The organism is Campylobacter concisus, from assembly GCF_003048575.1.
Lineage (GTDB): Bacteria > Campylobacterota > Campylobacteria > Campylobacterales > Campylobacteraceae > Campylobacter_A > Campylobacter_A concisus_U.
In genome coordinates this window covers 165,264-179,507 of sequence record NZ_PIRZ01000004.1, presented here as the reverse complement: position 1 = coordinate 179,507, position 14,244 = coordinate 165,264, and the positions used below count along the sequence as shown (strand labels likewise).

The following is a 14,244-nucleotide window of genomic DNA, read 5'->3' as shown; positions in this document are numbered from 1 at the left end:
TATTTCCTTTTAATAAGGAAAGTATAAATTTTAAAAAGATAATATCTTAAAGTATAATTTCCAAAAATTTAAAGACTTAAAATAATAAATTTTTATATACTTACATTAAGTTAAGTTTATAACCATTTTAATAAAAGAAGGAGTAAATAATGTGGGACGAAACAATATATTATATTATAGACGAGACAGGGTATTGGATAGATCCAACTCATCGCTATAAACGCAATTGGTTTACCGATAAACGTGAAGCTGAAGAACGTATCGAATCCTTTAAGAAGATATATCTATTTACTAAATGTGAATACTATATAAGAACAGTTACTTTTAAATACCCAGATGGGTATAGAGATATTGATGCTCATGATAATGAAATAGCCAATCTTATTATCGCAAATACTAATTCTGGTGCTGAAGCACAAGAGATATTAGAGAGCCACCCTGAGCACTATCTAGGTGTTGATAACTTAATAAACGATTTTAAGCGTCGGTGTAGAGCGATAAATACTAATGGTGACCCATCTGTTAAAATACCAGCAGTGACACCGGCTAAACTTAAAGAGTTTATGATGTCTAATGTACAACCTTATGAGCAAGCGCATTTTAATAAGGCTATTGATAAATATTTTGGGTTAGTAAATTAAAGAAAGGTTAACTAAAATGGAAAAAGAAGTTATTTATACAGTAAATGTAATAAGTATACCAGTTGTAAGTGATAATAAACAACCAACAATAGATCACTCTTATGGTTACAGAAATAAAGAGGATGCTCTGGTTAAATATTATAAAGAGCTAGAAAATGTTAGTAGTATATTGTCGTGGCCACCTCACGATTTTTATGTAACAATTACTAAGACAGAGATGGAAGTTAAAGAATGAAACTAGAGTAGAACCATTTAGGTTCTACTCTATACGATCTTTTTTTATTCAGATAGCTGTAATAAGTTTTAAATGTAAGCCGTTAAATAAATTATTAAAATAAAAAGTATAAGACTAAGAAACCGATAAAGGCTTCTTGGTCTTAATTTATAAAAATTTAAACACCAGTTGGTTTAGTGTCAGCATTAACATTGCCCCAGAATATCCAGCACCAACTATGACCATATTGGTTATACCCATTGTAGTGCTAGCAGAACTGCTTAATGTAACCACCGCTTTTATACCACACTGGATGGTTTTCTGTTATGTCTTGTAGGTTAATGGGTTGGTCGTATTTTGTTTATATTAAGAATAAATTGGATCTGCAAAAAGGGAGAAAATGAACCAATTAGAGCTTTATTACAATCATCCGCTTAAATCCGATAAATTTATCCCCAGAAAATATGAGATCATCTCGCCAAAGACACTCATCATTGGCGCTATTTCAAGTGGCAAAACAGCCCTTGTTTATGAATTTTTGAGCCACTATAAAAGCGAGGAGAGGCTTTATATAAATTTAGACGATCTAAGGATAGATAGAGCCTTACTTTTAGCAAATTTAAAAGAATTTTTAGAAAAAAATACCCAGATAAAGGTGCTCGCAGTTGAAAATTTACAAGCCACTGATCTTATAAATTTAAGCTTTTTAAAGGGCGCAACACTTGAAAACATTATCCTTACAAGCAAAGAATTTTCACTCACGATTGACGGCTTTGCTCGCATAAATTTAAACTATCTCGATTACGAGGAATTTATACTATTTTTTAAGAAAAATTTGGACCAAGACCTGCTTTTTAGCTACTTTTTGGCTCACGGCAACGAGATAGCAAGTGCCTTTTTAGACTCCAGCGAGGTCACGGCACACTTGCAGCAGCTCTTAAAAGCAAATTTAAGCGAGCAAAGCATTGCGATTTTAAAAGAATGTGCTCCAAAATGCCACGATGTGCTTAGTACTTTTGGTATCTACAAAAACCTAAAAGAGCATATGAAAATCTCAAAAGATAGTGTCTATAACACAGTAGCCAGCCTTAATGAAAATGGCTTTATAGAATTAGTACCAAATTTAGATGAGAGCAGCACGAGCAAAAAGCTCTACTTTACAAATTTTGCACTTCGTAACGCTTTGTATCTAAAAAAGGACTTTTTGGCCGTCTTTGCAAATGTTGTTTTTTGCGAATTGCTTAAATTTAAAGATGAAATTTACTACACAAAAGAGATTGATTTCTTCCTTAATAAAAGGAAGATCGCGATCATCTGTGTACCGTTTTCTGCACCAGAGATCATCTTTTTAAAATTTAAAAAACTCCACGCAAGCTTAAAAGAGCTGGGTGTAAGTAAACTTCAGATAATCAGTGTCGCAAACCAAGCTGAGCTTAGCTTTGAGGGCATAAAATGCGAAATTTTGCCATTTTCTAGGTGGAGTCTAGGTTTATAAATTTTAACCTTTATTTGATTATTGTTTTAAAAGCTTAAAGTAAAGAAGCTATAATCAAAAAAACTACGAAGGACAGAAATGAGAGCATTTATTGGGATTTTTATACTTATAGTAGGCCTATTTGGCTATGAGATAAATCACGAAAACTGGGCAAAATTTTATAAATTTATTGGTGAGGCAAATGGTATAAAATTTGAAGTTTATATGAACTATTTTAAAGATGAATTTGAAAATTTTAAGCAAAGTAAGAGCTTTAAAGTGCCGGCCAAGATAAGCGGACATATCTTTTTTGATGGTACAAAATACGACTACGAAAAAGGTAATCTTGAGCAAAATAGCAGTGAAATTTCATCGCTAAATGCTGTATCTGATAAGATAAATTTAGACGTTAAAAATGAAAATGGCGAGCTAAAGGGCAAAATAATCGTTAAAAACAAAGCCTATAATGCGACTATCAAAAAAGAAAAAGAGTATGAAATGCTAAATATTGGCATACAAATGACTGAAGCAAATGGCACGAGATACGAAGCTATAATTAACGATATATTTGCCAAAGAATCGGCTAAAAAAAATAAAAATAAATTACTCTCGACACTTTATGACCTAAAAAGTGAGCGTAAAAAATGGCCAAATAACCAATTTGAGAGCCTAGATAACATCTACTATATAAATGACAAAATAAAAAGCATCTGCACCTATAAAAATAATAAAACTAGCTGCGATGTCGTCTTACTTAAAACCAACAAAAAGCTAAAGTTAAAGCAGATTTTTAAAGATATGAACGACCCTCATCTAAAAGCAATCCTCGCAACAGCAGGCGTTAGTGAAAATTTTGTACTTTCGCCACTTGGGCTTACCTTTTTAAACGAGGAGCAAATTAGCGTGCCACTTGATGAGCTAAGACCTTACTTTAGCGATGAAATCGGACTTTAATGGCAAAAATTTGTGGCATAGATGAGGCTGGACGTGGGGCTTTAGCTGGGCCTTTAAGCGTAGCGGCCTGCGTGCTTAATAAAGAAATTTCAGGCCTAAACGACTCCAAAAAACTAACCGCAAAAAAGCGTGAGGAGCTTTTTAAAGAGATCATAAAAAGCTCAAATTTTCTCATCATCTACTTCTCAAATGCGCAAATAGACGAACTTGGGCTAAGCGAGTGCTTAAGACGAGCGCTCAAAATTTTTAAGGCGCACTTTGAGGGTTTTGAGATTATTTATGATGGAAATTTAGACTATGGCGTTGGTATCACAACGATGATAAAAGCTGACAGCAAAGTCGCTGGGGTAAGCGCTGCTAGCATATTAGCAAAGGTTAGTCGTGATAGTTTGATGAAAGGCTGGGATAAAATTTACTCAAAGTATGGCTTTGCAGGGCACAAAGGATACGGCACAAAGGCTCACCTAGATGCCATTGCCAAGTTTGGCTATTCAAGCCTTCATAGAAAAAGCTTTGTAGTAAAGTCTTTTGAAAAATCTCTATTTGACTAAGATTAATTATCTAAGCATCAAATAGATGCTTAGATAACGTCCTTTTTAATGGCAGCCACAACCACAACTACCACTACTTTTAATAGCATCAAATACAGCATCATAGTTTGGCTCTTCTGTCACTTCAGGGACGATTTGTTTGTGAATTATTACGCCATCATTGATGACAAATACCGCTCTTGCAAGTAGTCCTTTTAGTGGGCCATCGCTCATTAAAACGCCATAGTTTTTAGCAAATTCTCCGTATCTAAAGTCACTTCCTACACGTAAATTTTCTATGCCTTCAGTCGTGCAAAATCTCCCCATCGCAAATGGCAAATCATTTGAGATGATGCTAAGTTTTACGCCGTGTTTGCCGGCTACTTTTTCGTTAAATTTACGAGCCTCTGCTGCGCAAACGCCAGTATCAAGTGATGGCAAGCAAACAAGTACTTCTACGCCATTATTTCCGCCTACACTAAACTCACTAAGATCTTGCGCTACGACTTTTGCTTCAGGCGCATAAGAGCCTACGAAGACCTCGTTTCCACTTAAATTTACCTCACTACCTTTAAATTTTGTAGTTGCCATATCTATCTCCTTTATTATTTTTTTGCTTTTTTAAATGCTTGATCAAGATCCGCTATTAGATCATCAGCGTTTTCGATACCGATTGCTAAGCGAAGCAAGTTTTGCTTTATGCCGATCTTATCTAGCACCTCTTTTGGATATGCCTCATGTGTCATCGTCGCAGGCCTGCAAATGAGGCTTTCTACGCCGCCAAGGCTCACTGCTAGATCAAAAATTTCTAGCGATTTTACAAATTTATTTACATCATACTTTTCATCAAGCTCAAATGAGATAAGTGCACCGATGTCGCTTGCTTGAGCTGCTTGCATCTTTGCCTCTTGCTCGCTATATGAGCCGGCAAAATGCACCACGCTAACTGCGTCATTATTCTGCAAAAATTTGATTATTTTATGAGTATTTTGCGTTTGTCTATCAAACCTAACGCTAAGCGTTTTAAGCCCACGTATTAGGTAGTAGGCATCCATCGGGCTTATGATGCCACCAAGCGTATTTTTAGCAAATTTTATCTTCTCAGCCAAAGCATCATCGTTTAGTGTGACGATACCAGCGATCACGTCGGCGTGTCCACCGATATATTTTGTAGCGCTATATACCACGATATCAGCTCCATGATCAAGCACTCTTTGATAATAAGGCGTTAAAAATGTGTTATCCACGATGACTAGAGCGCCTTTTTTGTGAGCGATCTTTGAAATTCTAGCAATGTCTGTCACTCTTAAGAGAGGATTTGACGGAGTTTCGATGAAGATAGCCGCCACGTCGTCACTAATGCCATCTTCGCTCAAAAAATTTAGATCATCTATAAATTCGCTCTTTATACCGTGGCTTTCAAAAACGGTTGTAACATATCTATAAGTGCCGCCATAGACGTTGCTATTTAGTAGGACTTTTTGCCCAGTTTTTATAAGGCTAAGTGCGGCCGCTGTTGCTGCCATGCCTGAACCAAAGCTAAAAGCGTATTTGCTGCCTTCAACCTTTGCAAAAATTTCATCAAATGCTTTTTTGGTTGGGTTGCTACCACGAGAATATGCAAATTCTTGAAAATTTTCAAGATCATCTTGCACAAACGTACTTGCTAAAAAAATAGGCGGAATGACAGCTTTATTTGGATTATTTTTAGCTTCAATGCCTTTTACGATCAAGGTGTCAAGTTTCATAAATTTCCTTTTAAAATTTTATGAAATCTTACATGATAAAGATTAATCTTCCCCAAACCCACCCAAAACGTAGCTAAATCAGTAAGTGGTAGTAACATTTATTTTTAAGAATGCATTTTTTAAATTGCTGGGATAAATTTAAGCTTTTGCTCTCTCCCCGCAAGCCTAATAAATTTTTCTTTTTACTCGCCTTTAACTACATTTTCACCATAAATTTTACTCTACAAGATCAACTTGCCAGTTTGCCTCTTGTAGCTTCATATCTAGCTCTCTGATCTCTTTGGATAGCTCGTCTATTTGCTTTTGGAGCGTGGCTACATCAACGCTACTTAAAATTTTTATCTCACTATTTGAGTAAAGATCGACCTTTTGGCTTGCGCTTTTGGCAAAATCCCTAAGCACGCTTGCTTTTTGGCTTAGCGTATCTTTTTTAGCGATCATTTCAGTTAGACTCGCGCCTTCAAATTTTGCACTTGAGTTTGTTAAATTTATAGCCAAGATCAGTCTAAATAGCTCATCGCTTAGCCTATCAAGCTCTTTTAAAAGAAGCTTTGGATCTTCGCTAGGTCTTTCATTTTCTTGCATTTTTGCATTATCGAGTAACCTACCCTTTAGCTGCTCTAAACGTTTTTGTGTATCGGCTCTTAAAATGAGAGCCTGAGCTAATTTCATCATTTTTCCTTTTGAAATATTAAATTGAGAGAAAATTTCAAATTATATTAGTATCTTTTGGGTTATAATTGATTTAAAATTTTATTTTAAGGAAAAGCTATGAAGTACGATTTTGATACGCTTATTAGCAGAGATGGCACCAACTCGTCGAAGTGGCGAATGAAAAACGATGTTTTGCCAATGTGGGTTGCCGATATGGATTTTAAGGCTGCACCTGAAATTTTAAATGCCCTACAAAAGCGTCTTGATAATGGCGTCTTTGGCTACTCATTTATCCCAAAAGAGTGGAACGAAGCGATTAAAGGCTGGTGGAAAAGGCGTCATGACGTTAGCTTTGAAAACGAGTGGATGTGCTTTTGTACTGGCGTTATACCAGCAATTTCTACTGCGATTAGAAGATTTAGCAATCCAGGAGATCAAATTTTAGTTCAAGCTCCCGTCTATCACGTATTTTTTAACTGCATCAAAAATAATGGCCGTGAAATTTTATCAAATGACCTTGTCTATAAAGATGGCTCTTATGAGATTGATTTTGAAGACCTTGAAGCAAAGCTAGCTCAACCACTAACAACTATGATGCTTCTTTGCAATCCACACAATCCAATAGGAAAAATTTGGGACAAAGAGACGCTTAAAAAAATAGGCGAGCTTTGCTACAAACATGATGTTTTGGTTATCAGCGATGAGATCCACTGCGACATAACAGATCCTGGATTAAGCTACGTACCATTTATCAGCGTTAGTGAAGAGTGTAAAAATAACTCAATCACATGCATCTCGCCTACAAAAGCCTTTAACATAGCTGGCCTTCAAAGCTCAGCTATCGTCACACCAAATGAACAGATACGCGCCAGAATAAATGCGGCTGTAAATTATGATGAGATAGGTGAAGCAAACGCATTTGCGATAACTGCGACAATAGCGGCATTTAACGATAGCCAAACATGGCTTGATGAGCTTAGGGAGTATCTTTTTGAAAACAAAAAAATCGTTATAAATTTTATAAAAGAGCAAAATTTACCAGTAAAACTTCTGCCTTCAAATGCGACTTATCTTTTGTGGCTTGATTGTAGCGCGTTTTGCGAGGATTCAAGCGACTTTATGAATTTCTTGCGTGATAAAGCTGGACTTTGGCTAAATGATGGCAATGCTTACAGGGGAGATAGATTTTTCCTCCGTATGAATATCGCAACCCAAAGAGCCAGAGTGCTTGAGGGGCTAAAACGTTTACAAAATGGTATAAATTTATACACTTCAAAAAGATAAATTGAGTAAATTTGGCTGAGTGGCTTTGAAATTTAAAGCCACTCCTGCCCAATATTGATACAGCTCGGGGCATTTTTGAAGCAGTAAATATTGCCCCAATATTTTTAAATATCAAATCAAATTGTACTGATAATTTTAAAGGCAAGATGACCTACACTAGTTTTTATTTGCTTGCTTAAATTTAAGTATATTGCCTCTCTCAATCACGATATAGTAGATTAAAGCGAGCAATTTGTACCTTTTTGAAGTGATAAATTCTATACCCATGGCTTATAAAATTTAGCAGTGGTTTAAAATTTTTAACAAAGCAGAAATTTGAAGTTAAGATAGCTTATGCTGGTTTTAAATTTAAGAGAAATTGTTTGCTAAAACAAAATTTTGAGCCATTTTTGAAGTTACAATTTCTTTTAAAACAAGGTAGTTTTTGCTAATAAATTTGATGACTTTAAAAATTTAGATAAAAGCAGAAATTTAAGGGCGGGAAAGCCCCGCCAGATATTATTTGTGAAGTTCTTTTGTGTAAAACTCAACTGAGCCAAGGCCCTCTTTTAGTGCCCACTCGTAAGCTTTGCTTACAAATTCCCAGTTTATGTTCTCATAAAATGTCTCTAGATATTTTGGACGAGCGTTGAAGTTATCGATGTAGTAAGCGTGCTCCCAAACATCAACAACTAGAAGTGGCACTTTGCCGTCACTCACTGGAGTTTTTGCATTGCTAGTTTGTACGATCTCTAGCTTTTTACTGCTTGGATCAAATACAAGCCACGCCCAGCCTGAGCCAAAAAGTGTTGTAGCTGCCTTTAAAAATTCCTCTTTGAAATTTGCAAAATTTGCCTCGATTGTAGCTTTTAGCTCGCTTGACATCTCACTTTTTTTAGCGATGCAGTCCCAGTAAAAGTCGTGGTTGTAAACTTGAGCGACATTGTTGTAAAGCCCACCTTCGCTATTTGTTAGAATTTCATAAAAAGATGCATTGGCAAATTTTGTATCTTTTATAAGATTGTTTAAATTTGCTACGTAAGTTGCATGATGCTTGCCGTAGTGGTATTCACAGGTTTTTGCGCTAACTACTGCATTGCTATTTGCATCAAATGGAAGTTTTCTAAGTTCAAACATAATAATTCCTTAATAATAAAATTTGTTGTTTCATATTATAGCCATAAAAAATTAATAAACAAAAATCTTTTAAATTTAGCCGCAAAATATAGGCTAAATTTAAGCAAGACTAAACTTACATTTTTTGGCGGGCTTTTAAACTTATAGAAAAAAATTTAGAGCAAAATATCCCATACATTTGTTTAAATGGATTCAAAAATTTATTAAAAGTAAAAATAAAATAAATTTTATGTGTAAAAAAGTAACAAATATACTTTAAAAGTTTAGTTATTAAAAAACTATAAAATTTTTCAAAAATATAAATTAGCCTTTAAGAGCATAGTTGTTACTAAAATACACATACAAAAATAAATAGCTGTGAATTTACGAAACAAAATTTCTAAATTTTTATTTTTGAAATTTATAATGCGTTTAACAAAACCATTACAAAGGATAAAAGATGAAATTCTTACAAGCTTTACTTTTTACTTGTGCCATCAGTGGCTTAGCATTTGGTGCTGATAAGGTCTATACGATCAAATTTGCTCACGTTGTCGCAGCTTCTACGCCAAAGGGCAAGGCGGCTGACTTTTTTGCAAAGCGTGCTGAGGAGCTAAGTGGCGGCAAGATAAAAGTTCAAGTCTTCCCATCAGCTCAGCTACTTGATGATGATAGAGTTTTTGGCGCGCTAAAGCTTGGCAACGTTCAAATGGCAGCTCCTAGTTTTTCTAAATTTACACCGATAGTACCGCAGTTTCAGCTGTTTGACCTGCCTTTCATCTTTAAAGATGCAGACCACCTTCATAAGGTCCAAGATGGCGAGGTTGGCGAGGAGCTAAAAGCCCTTGTTACAAAAAAAGGCTTTGTGGCACTTGATTATTGGGATGCTGGATTTAAGCATTTTAGCTCAAGCAAAAAACCAGTTCTTGTGCCAGAAGATGCAAAAGGACAAAAATTTAGAATCCAAAGCTCAAAAGTGCTTGAAGAACAGATCAAAGTAGTTGGTGGTAACCCACAAGTTCTACCATTTTCAGAAGTTTACTCTGCACTTCAACAAGGCGTAGTCGATGCGACAGAAAACCCACTTTCAAATTTCTATAACTCAAAATTTCACGAAGTTCAAAGCTCACTTACCCTTTCAAGCCACGGATATTTAGGCTATTTAGTCGTTATGAGCGATAAATTTTGGAGCAAGCTACCAGATGATCTAAAAGCAAATGTAAAACAAGCTCTAAGCGAAGCAACAGCTTTCGAGAGAGAAGAGACAGCAAAAGAGGACGCTCACGTTATAGCTGAACTTGAAAAATATATTGCCGCTAGCAAAAAGCTAGAAATTTTCAAGATCGATGATACACAAAAGGCCGAATGGCAAAAGGTTATGCAGTCAATCTATCCTAAATTTTACGATGTTATCGGTAAAGATCTCATAGAAAAGGCTCTTGGGACAAAATAATGAAGAGCTTTTTTAATGTCCTTGATATAGCGATAGCCTCACTAAATAAAACTATCGCAGTAGTCGGGCTAGCTAGTGGAACATTGCTGGCCTTTGCAAATGTTATGGCTAGATATTTTTTCGATAAAAGCTGGTCTTGGGCAAGCGAGCTATCAAACTATCTTTTTATCTGGTCAGCGTTTTTTGCCGCAGCATACGGCTTTAATAAGGGTATTCACGTCAGTGTAACTATTTTGGTTGAAAAATTTCCACCAGCCCTTGCAAAAGCATGTTTAATCTTTTCTCATGTGCTAACCACTGTATTTTTGTTATTTATCGCAGCTTATTCTATTGATTATCTACAAATTCTTCACGAGATCGAGCAGATGATAATAGACCTTGGCATACCTCAATGGGTCCCTATGATAGTACTTCCAATAGCCTTCGTTACAGCTAGTTACCGCTCGACTGAAAAAGCCATAAAAGTAGCTCTAACGCCTGCAGAAAATGTCGTAAGCAACGAAGCACATGAGCTAGCTCATGGTAGCGTAGTCAAAGATTAAGGAGAAAAAAGATGACAATAGCATTTTTATTTATCCTACTTTTTGCACTGATGCTAATAGGCGTGCCAGTGGCGGTTTCGCTGGGAACGAGCACGGTTTTGACGATGATATTTTTTACAGATATCGACGTCGCTACGATCCCGCAGCTCATATTTGACGGTATCAATAAATTTTCGCTAATGGCGATACCGATGTTTATCTTGGCTGGAAATTTACTAAGTAAAGGTGGCTCAGCAAGACGTATCATCGACTTTGCAAAGTCTATGGTCGGACACTTGCCAGGTGGCTTGCCTATGAGTGCGATATTTGCCTGCATCATCTTTGCAGCGGTCTCTGGAAGCTCGCCTGCGACGGTTGTAGCTATTGGCTCAATTATGTTTGCAGCGATAAAAGAGGCTGGCTATCCAAAAGAGTACGCAGTAGGCGGCATAACTACAGCTGGCTCGCTTGGAATTTTGATCCCACCTTCAGTTGTTATGATAGTTTATGGTGTAACAGCTGAGGTAAGTATTGGTAAGCTTTTTATGGCAGGCGTTGTGCCTGGTCTCATGCTTGGAGCTTTTATGCTAGTTCAAACTTATGTTGGCGCAAAAAAACTTGGCTTTAAAGCAACTAAGGCTGAGCCATTTAAAGTAAGAGTGCAGAAATTTGCCAAAGCATTTTGGGCACTTTTGATCGTCGTTGTGGTCATCGGCGGAATTTATGGAGGCATTTTTACTCCGACAGAAGCTGCTGCGGCAAGCGCGGTCTATGCGTTATTTATCTCACTTTTTATATATAGAGATATAAAGATAAAAGATCTTTGGGATATCTGCCTAGACTCGGCTCTTACAACAGCTATGATATTTTTCATCATCGCAAACGCCGTTGTTTTTGCATATTTGCTAACTAGCGAGCAGATCCCTCAAGCAATCGCTTCGATGATACTTGATGCAAATATCGGTATGATAGGATTTTTGATATTTGTAAATATCTTGCTCTTTATCATGGGTCAGTTCATGGAGCCTTCAAGCGTTATCATGATCATGGTTCCACTCTTGCTTCCGATAGCTACGCAGCTTGGCATAGATCCGATACATTTTGGCATTATCTTAGTTGTAAATATGGAGATAGGCATGGTGACTCCGCCTGTTGGACTAAATTTATTTGTCGCAAGCGGTCTTACAAATATGAACTTAAAAGAGGTCATCATGGCATGCTTGCCGTGGACGCTGACCTTGTTCTTTGGCCTTATCTTAGTTACTTATATACCACAAATTTCTCTTTGGTTGCCAAACATAATGTATGGACATTAAAATTTAGAGGCTCAGGCCTCTAAATTTATGCTTTTGAGTCGTAATCCGCACTCATAACGATATTTTTACCACTTCTCTTACCAGCATAAAGTAGATTATCAGCTTGTTTTATCATCTTTTCTAAGCTAAATTCTCCCGTACCATCATGAGCAACTACTCCAAAAGTCATAGTTGCGTTGATCTTTATGTTTTCAAACTCAACTATATTTTTACTCAAAGTCTCTCTCACACGCTCTACGATACTTACAGCTGCGTCTTTTTTTACGCCCAAGACGACTGCTAAAAATTCTTCTCCACCAAATCTAGCTACTCTATCTTTATCTCTAAATGTGTTTTTAAATATGCCTGATAAGCTTCTTAAAACAGCATCTCCTGCGCCGTGTCCATAGGTATCATTTATCTTTTTAAAGTTATCAATATCGCACATAACGATAGCAAAGTCCCTATTTTTATAAAGATCGTTTTGACTTAAAATTTTCTGCATCGAAGTACGATTTAAAAGTCCTGTTAATGGATCGTGATTTAAGATATTTTCAGCCATCTCTTTTTCCTCTAAGATGCTTAAAAATATAAATAAATTTGAGCTCTCCAAAAGATACGAAACAACAACCGAAAATATACAAACCATACTTAAGTTAAAAACAAAAAGTAAATCTTTAAAGCCATCAAAATCTTTTACAGGCTGGCCATCTAAATATACATAGCAGGCTATGGATAAAATTATTTGCACCGCAACTATTATGTAGTTAAAAAATTTATAGGTAAATGAAGTAAAAAATAGTATTAGAGACGACGCTAAAAACAACAACCCAAAACCGTATCCCCATCCAAGTATTAGCATACAAACCAATGCATGGAATAAAATTTCAAGCTGGACTATTACCATTGTTATCTTGTTATTTTCAGGACTATCGTAAATAAGCCTTAAAAGAAAAAGATAGGTTGCTACTGAAAATATATTCGTAACTGCTAGAATTTCTTCTTTCATAAATAAAAAAATAAAAAAATAACAGACGTGAGTTAATAATATTGAAAATATGATAAGTTTTTGGGTCGTATAGAGTGAAATTCTACGCATCCGAACCCTTTTTTAAAATTTCTAATTCGATACGATCTTTGCCATTTTGCTTGCCTTCGTAAAGCAGCTTATCTACTAAAGTTATAGCTTGCTCAAAATCCACCTCAATACCATTTGCGCATATTAGCATTCCAAAGGTCATAGTAACTGGAGTTTTATCTGGAAGCTTTGCGTTGTTTATCTGTTTTTTAAGTCTTTTGCTCACTTCGTGGATAAATTCTATCTTTGTATCGGGCAAGATTATCAAAAATTCTTCTCCACCCCAGCGGCAAACATAGTCTTTACCTCTAAATGATTTCTTCAAAGCACTGGCTACATCTTTTAAGACCTCATCACCGCAGTCATGCCCGTATGTATCGTTTATTTTTTTAAAATTATCAATATCGCCTAGCATTATGACTAAATTTGTATTGCCGCTTCTTTCTTTATTAGCACTTAGCTCGTATTTTAAAGTTTTTTCTATTGTTCTTCTATTTAAAAGCTGCGTTAAAAAATCATGTTTTGAGTCCTTTTCAAGCTCTTCTGTCTCTTTTCTTATTTGCTGATATCCACTAGACGTGATAACATCTGCAAACATTGAAAGTCTTAAAACAATAAAAAAAGCAAAAACAATACTGCACACAACTATCGTTCCTCGTATAGCTGATGGAATCAGCGGCGCCTCATCTTTATGAATAAAATAAAGAAGTATAAGCAAGATTAATTCTAAAAATGCCATTATATAAGTAAGACTCTTTGAATCAAACGCTAGGAAGTAGTTTATAAAAATTACACCAACAAGTATTATCCAAATTCCAGTATTCCAACCCATAGTAGTAACAATAATAGTAACAAGTAATATGATATTTAGGTGAAATGCAAGGGATATCAATACTCTATATTTTATGTCGAATTTTATTCTAAGCAATATACCAGCTGCTATAAATAATAAGCACATAAAAAGTAGTGGTGTAGCTATGATCATAAAAAGCAACAAAGATAGTGCATTCGTAGCTATCATAACGTCTAATATCGTTTTATAGATATCATCGATCGCTTTATAACTACTTTGATCTACAAAATCGTGTGTCAAACAAAACTCCCTGTAAATTTATTCCATTAAATTTCATTAAGTCATTCTAATAAGAGTCGTAACTATCTTCGTCCTCGTCACTATCTTCGTAGTTGTAGTCATTTTCATCGTAATTATAGTCATAACTATCGCTACTATCGTCCTCATCGTCATTAAATTCAGAGTAGTCTTCTTCTACTTCTTCATAGTCAAAATCATCACTCATTGTTT

Annotated in this window: 16 protein-coding genes; 9 read left to right on the top strand and 7 right to left on the bottom strand. The window is 35.7% G+C overall.

Annotated features, from left to right (window positions below):
* The first annotated feature begins 149 nt into the window (after nucleotides 1–149).
* From CVS84_RS06290 to CVS84_RS06270, 5 genes are all read left to right on the top strand, one after another.
* Nucleotides 150–641 carry a hypothetical protein gene (locus tag CVS84_RS06290; RefSeq protein WP_107691610.1) on the top strand — a complete coding sequence of 164 codons (492 nt, stop codon included), beginning with the start codon at nucleotides 150–152 and terminating at the stop codon, nucleotides 639–641.
* A 16-nt stretch (nucleotides 642–657) separates the two neighbouring features.
* Entirely contained in the window at nucleotides 658–876 is a 219-nt protein-coding gene (locus CVS84_RS06285) for a hypothetical protein (protein WP_107691609.1), read from the top strand.
* A gap of 379 nt (nucleotides 877–1,255) precedes the next feature.
* A complete protein-coding gene (locus tag CVS84_RS06280) occupies nucleotides 1,256–2,350 on the top strand; it encodes an ATP-binding protein (RefSeq protein WP_107691608.1) in 1,095 nt (364 codons plus the stop codon).
* 78 nt (nucleotides 2,351–2,428) lie between these two features.
* Nucleotides 2,429–3,283 (top strand): S-adenosylmethionine tRNA ribosyltransferase, encoded by an 855-nt coding sequence (locus CVS84_RS06275; RefSeq protein WP_107691607.1) that lies wholly within the window; start codon nucleotides 2,429–2,431, stop codon nucleotides 3,281–3,283.
* On the top strand, nucleotides 3,283–3,834 hold the full coding sequence (locus CVS84_RS06270) for a ribonuclease HII (RefSeq protein ID WP_072595220.1): 552 nt from the start codon (nucleotides 3,283–3,285) through the stop codon (nucleotides 3,832–3,834). Before CVS84_RS06275 ends, CVS84_RS06270 begins: the two co-directional genes overlap by 1 nt.
* Before the next feature lie 45 nt (nucleotides 3,835–3,879).
* Here the strand turns inward: CVS84_RS06270 and tpx are convergent, their stop codons facing one another.
* The 3 genes from tpx to CVS84_RS06255 all read right to left on the bottom strand — a co-directional run bounded on the left by tpx (nucleotide 3,880) and on the right by CVS84_RS06255 (nucleotide 6,233).
* A complete protein-coding gene (gene tpx, locus CVS84_RS06265; protein WP_021091125.1) occupies nucleotides 3,880–4,404 on the bottom strand; it encodes a thiol peroxidase in 525 nt (174 codons plus the stop codon).
* A gap of 14 nt (nucleotides 4,405–4,418) precedes the next feature.
* Nucleotides 4,419–5,561, bottom strand: coding sequence for a trans-sulfuration enzyme family protein (locus CVS84_RS06260; RefSeq protein WP_107691606.1), 1,143 nt, complete (start codon nucleotides 5,559–5,561; stop codon nucleotides 4,419–4,421).
* A gap of 216 nt (nucleotides 5,562–5,777) precedes the next feature.
* A complete protein-coding gene (locus CVS84_RS06255; protein ID WP_107691605.1) occupies nucleotides 5,778–6,233 on the bottom strand; it encodes a DIP1984 family protein in 456 nt (151 codons plus the stop codon).
* A 99-nt stretch (nucleotides 6,234–6,332) separates the two neighbouring features.
* On the opposite strand from CVS84_RS06255, the gene CVS84_RS06250 reads away from it, so the two are divergent.
* Nucleotides 6,333–7,499: a MalY/PatB family protein gene (locus CVS84_RS06250; protein ID WP_107691604.1), complete on the top strand. Its 1,167-nt coding sequence runs from the start codon at nucleotides 6,333–6,335 to the stop codon at nucleotides 7,497–7,499.
* 498 nt (nucleotides 7,500–7,997) lie between these two features.
* Here the strand turns inward: CVS84_RS06250 and sodB are convergent, their stop codons facing one another.
* Nucleotides 7,998–8,615 carry a superoxide dismutase [Fe] gene (gene sodB / locus CVS84_RS06245; protein ID WP_107691603.1) on the bottom strand — a complete coding sequence of 206 codons (618 nt, stop codon included), beginning with the start codon at nucleotides 8,613–8,615 and terminating at the stop codon, nucleotides 7,998–8,000.
* 439 nt (nucleotides 8,616–9,054) lie between these two features.
* Here sodB and CVS84_RS06240 point away from each other — a divergent pair, with 439 nt between their 5' ends.
* The 3 genes from CVS84_RS06240 to CVS84_RS06230 are packed head-to-tail and all read left to right on the top strand — an operon-like array spanning nucleotide 9,055 to nucleotide 11,884.
* Entirely contained in the window at nucleotides 9,055–10,047 is a 993-nt protein-coding gene (locus CVS84_RS06240) for a DctP family TRAP transporter solute-binding subunit (RefSeq protein ID WP_107691602.1), read from the top strand.
* Nucleotides 10,047–10,589, top strand: coding sequence for a TRAP transporter small permease (locus CVS84_RS06235; RefSeq protein ID WP_107691601.1), 543 nt, complete (start codon nucleotides 10,047–10,049; stop codon nucleotides 10,587–10,589). The genes CVS84_RS06240 and CVS84_RS06235 overlap by 1 nt, the downstream gene beginning before the upstream one ends.
* Before the next feature lie 11 nt (nucleotides 10,590–10,600).
* Entirely contained in the window at nucleotides 10,601–11,884 is a 1,284-nt protein-coding gene (locus tag CVS84_RS06230) for a TRAP transporter large permease (RefSeq protein WP_107691600.1), read from the top strand.
* Between the two features lie 25 nt (nucleotides 11,885–11,909).
* Here the strand turns inward: CVS84_RS06230 and CVS84_RS06225 are convergent, their stop codons facing one another.
* Genes CVS84_RS06225 through CVS84_RS09535 form a run of 3 tightly spaced genes read right to left on the bottom strand, consistent with a single transcriptional unit; the run spans nucleotide 11,910 to nucleotide 14,239 of the window.
* Nucleotides 11,910–12,962: a GGDEF domain-containing protein gene (locus tag CVS84_RS06225; RefSeq protein WP_107691599.1), complete on the bottom strand. Its 1,053-nt coding sequence runs from the start codon at nucleotides 12,960–12,962 to the stop codon at nucleotides 11,910–11,912.
* A complete protein-coding gene (locus CVS84_RS06220; protein WP_234411911.1) occupies nucleotides 12,955–14,034 on the bottom strand; it encodes a GGDEF domain-containing protein in 1,080 nt (359 codons plus the stop codon). Before CVS84_RS06220 ends, CVS84_RS06225 begins: the two co-directional genes overlap by 8 nt.
* Before the next feature lie 46 nt (nucleotides 14,035–14,080).
* The gene (locus CVS84_RS09535) at nucleotides 14,081–14,239 is read right to left on the bottom strand and encodes a hypothetical protein (protein WP_021091126.1); all 159 of its coding nucleotides are present in this window, start codon (nucleotides 14,237–14,239) and stop codon (nucleotides 14,081–14,083) included.
* Nucleotides 14,240–14,244: the final 5 nt, after the last annotated feature.

What these genes read in the sequence shown, in the direction of transcription:
- sodB (WP_107691603.1), bottom strand. Translation starts at nt 8,615, where the DNA reads ATGTTTGAACTTAGAAAACTTCCATTTGATGCAAATAGCAATGCAGTA.
- CVS84_RS06285 (WP_107691609.1), top strand. Translation starts at nt 658, where the DNA reads ATGGAAAAAGAAGTTATTTATACAGTAAATGTAATAAGTATACCAGTT.
- CVS84_RS06250 (WP_107691604.1), top strand. Translation starts at nt 6,333, where the DNA reads ATGAAGTACGATTTTGATACGCTTATTAGCAGAGATGGCACCAACTCG.
- CVS84_RS06255 (WP_107691605.1), bottom strand. Translation starts at nt 6,233, where the DNA reads ATGAAATTAGCTCAGGCTCTCATTTTAAGAGCCGATACACAAAAACGT.
- CVS84_RS06260 (WP_107691606.1), bottom strand. Translation starts at nt 5,561, where the DNA reads ATGAAACTTGACACCTTGATCGTAAAAGGCATTGAAGCTAAAAATAAT.
- CVS84_RS06280 (WP_107691608.1), top strand. Translation starts at nt 1,256, where the DNA reads ATGAACCAATTAGAGCTTTATTACAATCATCCGCTTAAATCCGATAAA.
- CVS84_RS06290 (WP_107691610.1), top strand. Translation starts at nt 150, where the DNA reads ATGTGGGACGAAACAATATATTATATTATAGACGAGACAGGGTATTGG.
- CVS84_RS06275 (WP_107691607.1), top strand. Translation starts at nt 2,429, where the DNA reads ATGAGAGCATTTATTGGGATTTTTATACTTATAGTAGGCCTATTTGGC.
- CVS84_RS06230 (WP_107691600.1), top strand. Translation starts at nt 10,601, where the DNA reads ATGACAATAGCATTTTTATTTATCCTACTTTTTGCACTGATGCTAATA.
- tpx (WP_021091125.1), bottom strand. Translation starts at nt 4,404, where the DNA reads ATGGCAACTACAAAATTTAAAGGTAGTGAGGTAAATTTAAGTGGAAAC.
- CVS84_RS09535 (WP_021091126.1), bottom strand. Translation starts at nt 14,239, where the DNA reads ATGAGTGATGATTTTGACTATGAAGAAGTAGAAGAAGACTACTCTGAA.
- CVS84_RS06270 (WP_072595220.1), top strand. Translation starts at nt 3,283, where the DNA reads ATGGCAAAAATTTGTGGCATAGATGAGGCTGGACGTGGGGCTTTAGCT.
- CVS84_RS06240 (WP_107691602.1), top strand. Translation starts at nt 9,055, where the DNA reads ATGAAATTCTTACAAGCTTTACTTTTTACTTGTGCCATCAGTGGCTTA.
- CVS84_RS06235 (WP_107691601.1), top strand. Translation starts at nt 10,047, where the DNA reads ATGAAGAGCTTTTTTAATGTCCTTGATATAGCGATAGCCTCACTAAAT.
- CVS84_RS06225 (WP_107691599.1), bottom strand. Translation starts at nt 12,962, where the DNA reads ATGCGTAGAATTTCACTCTATACGACCCAAAAACTTATCATATTTTCA.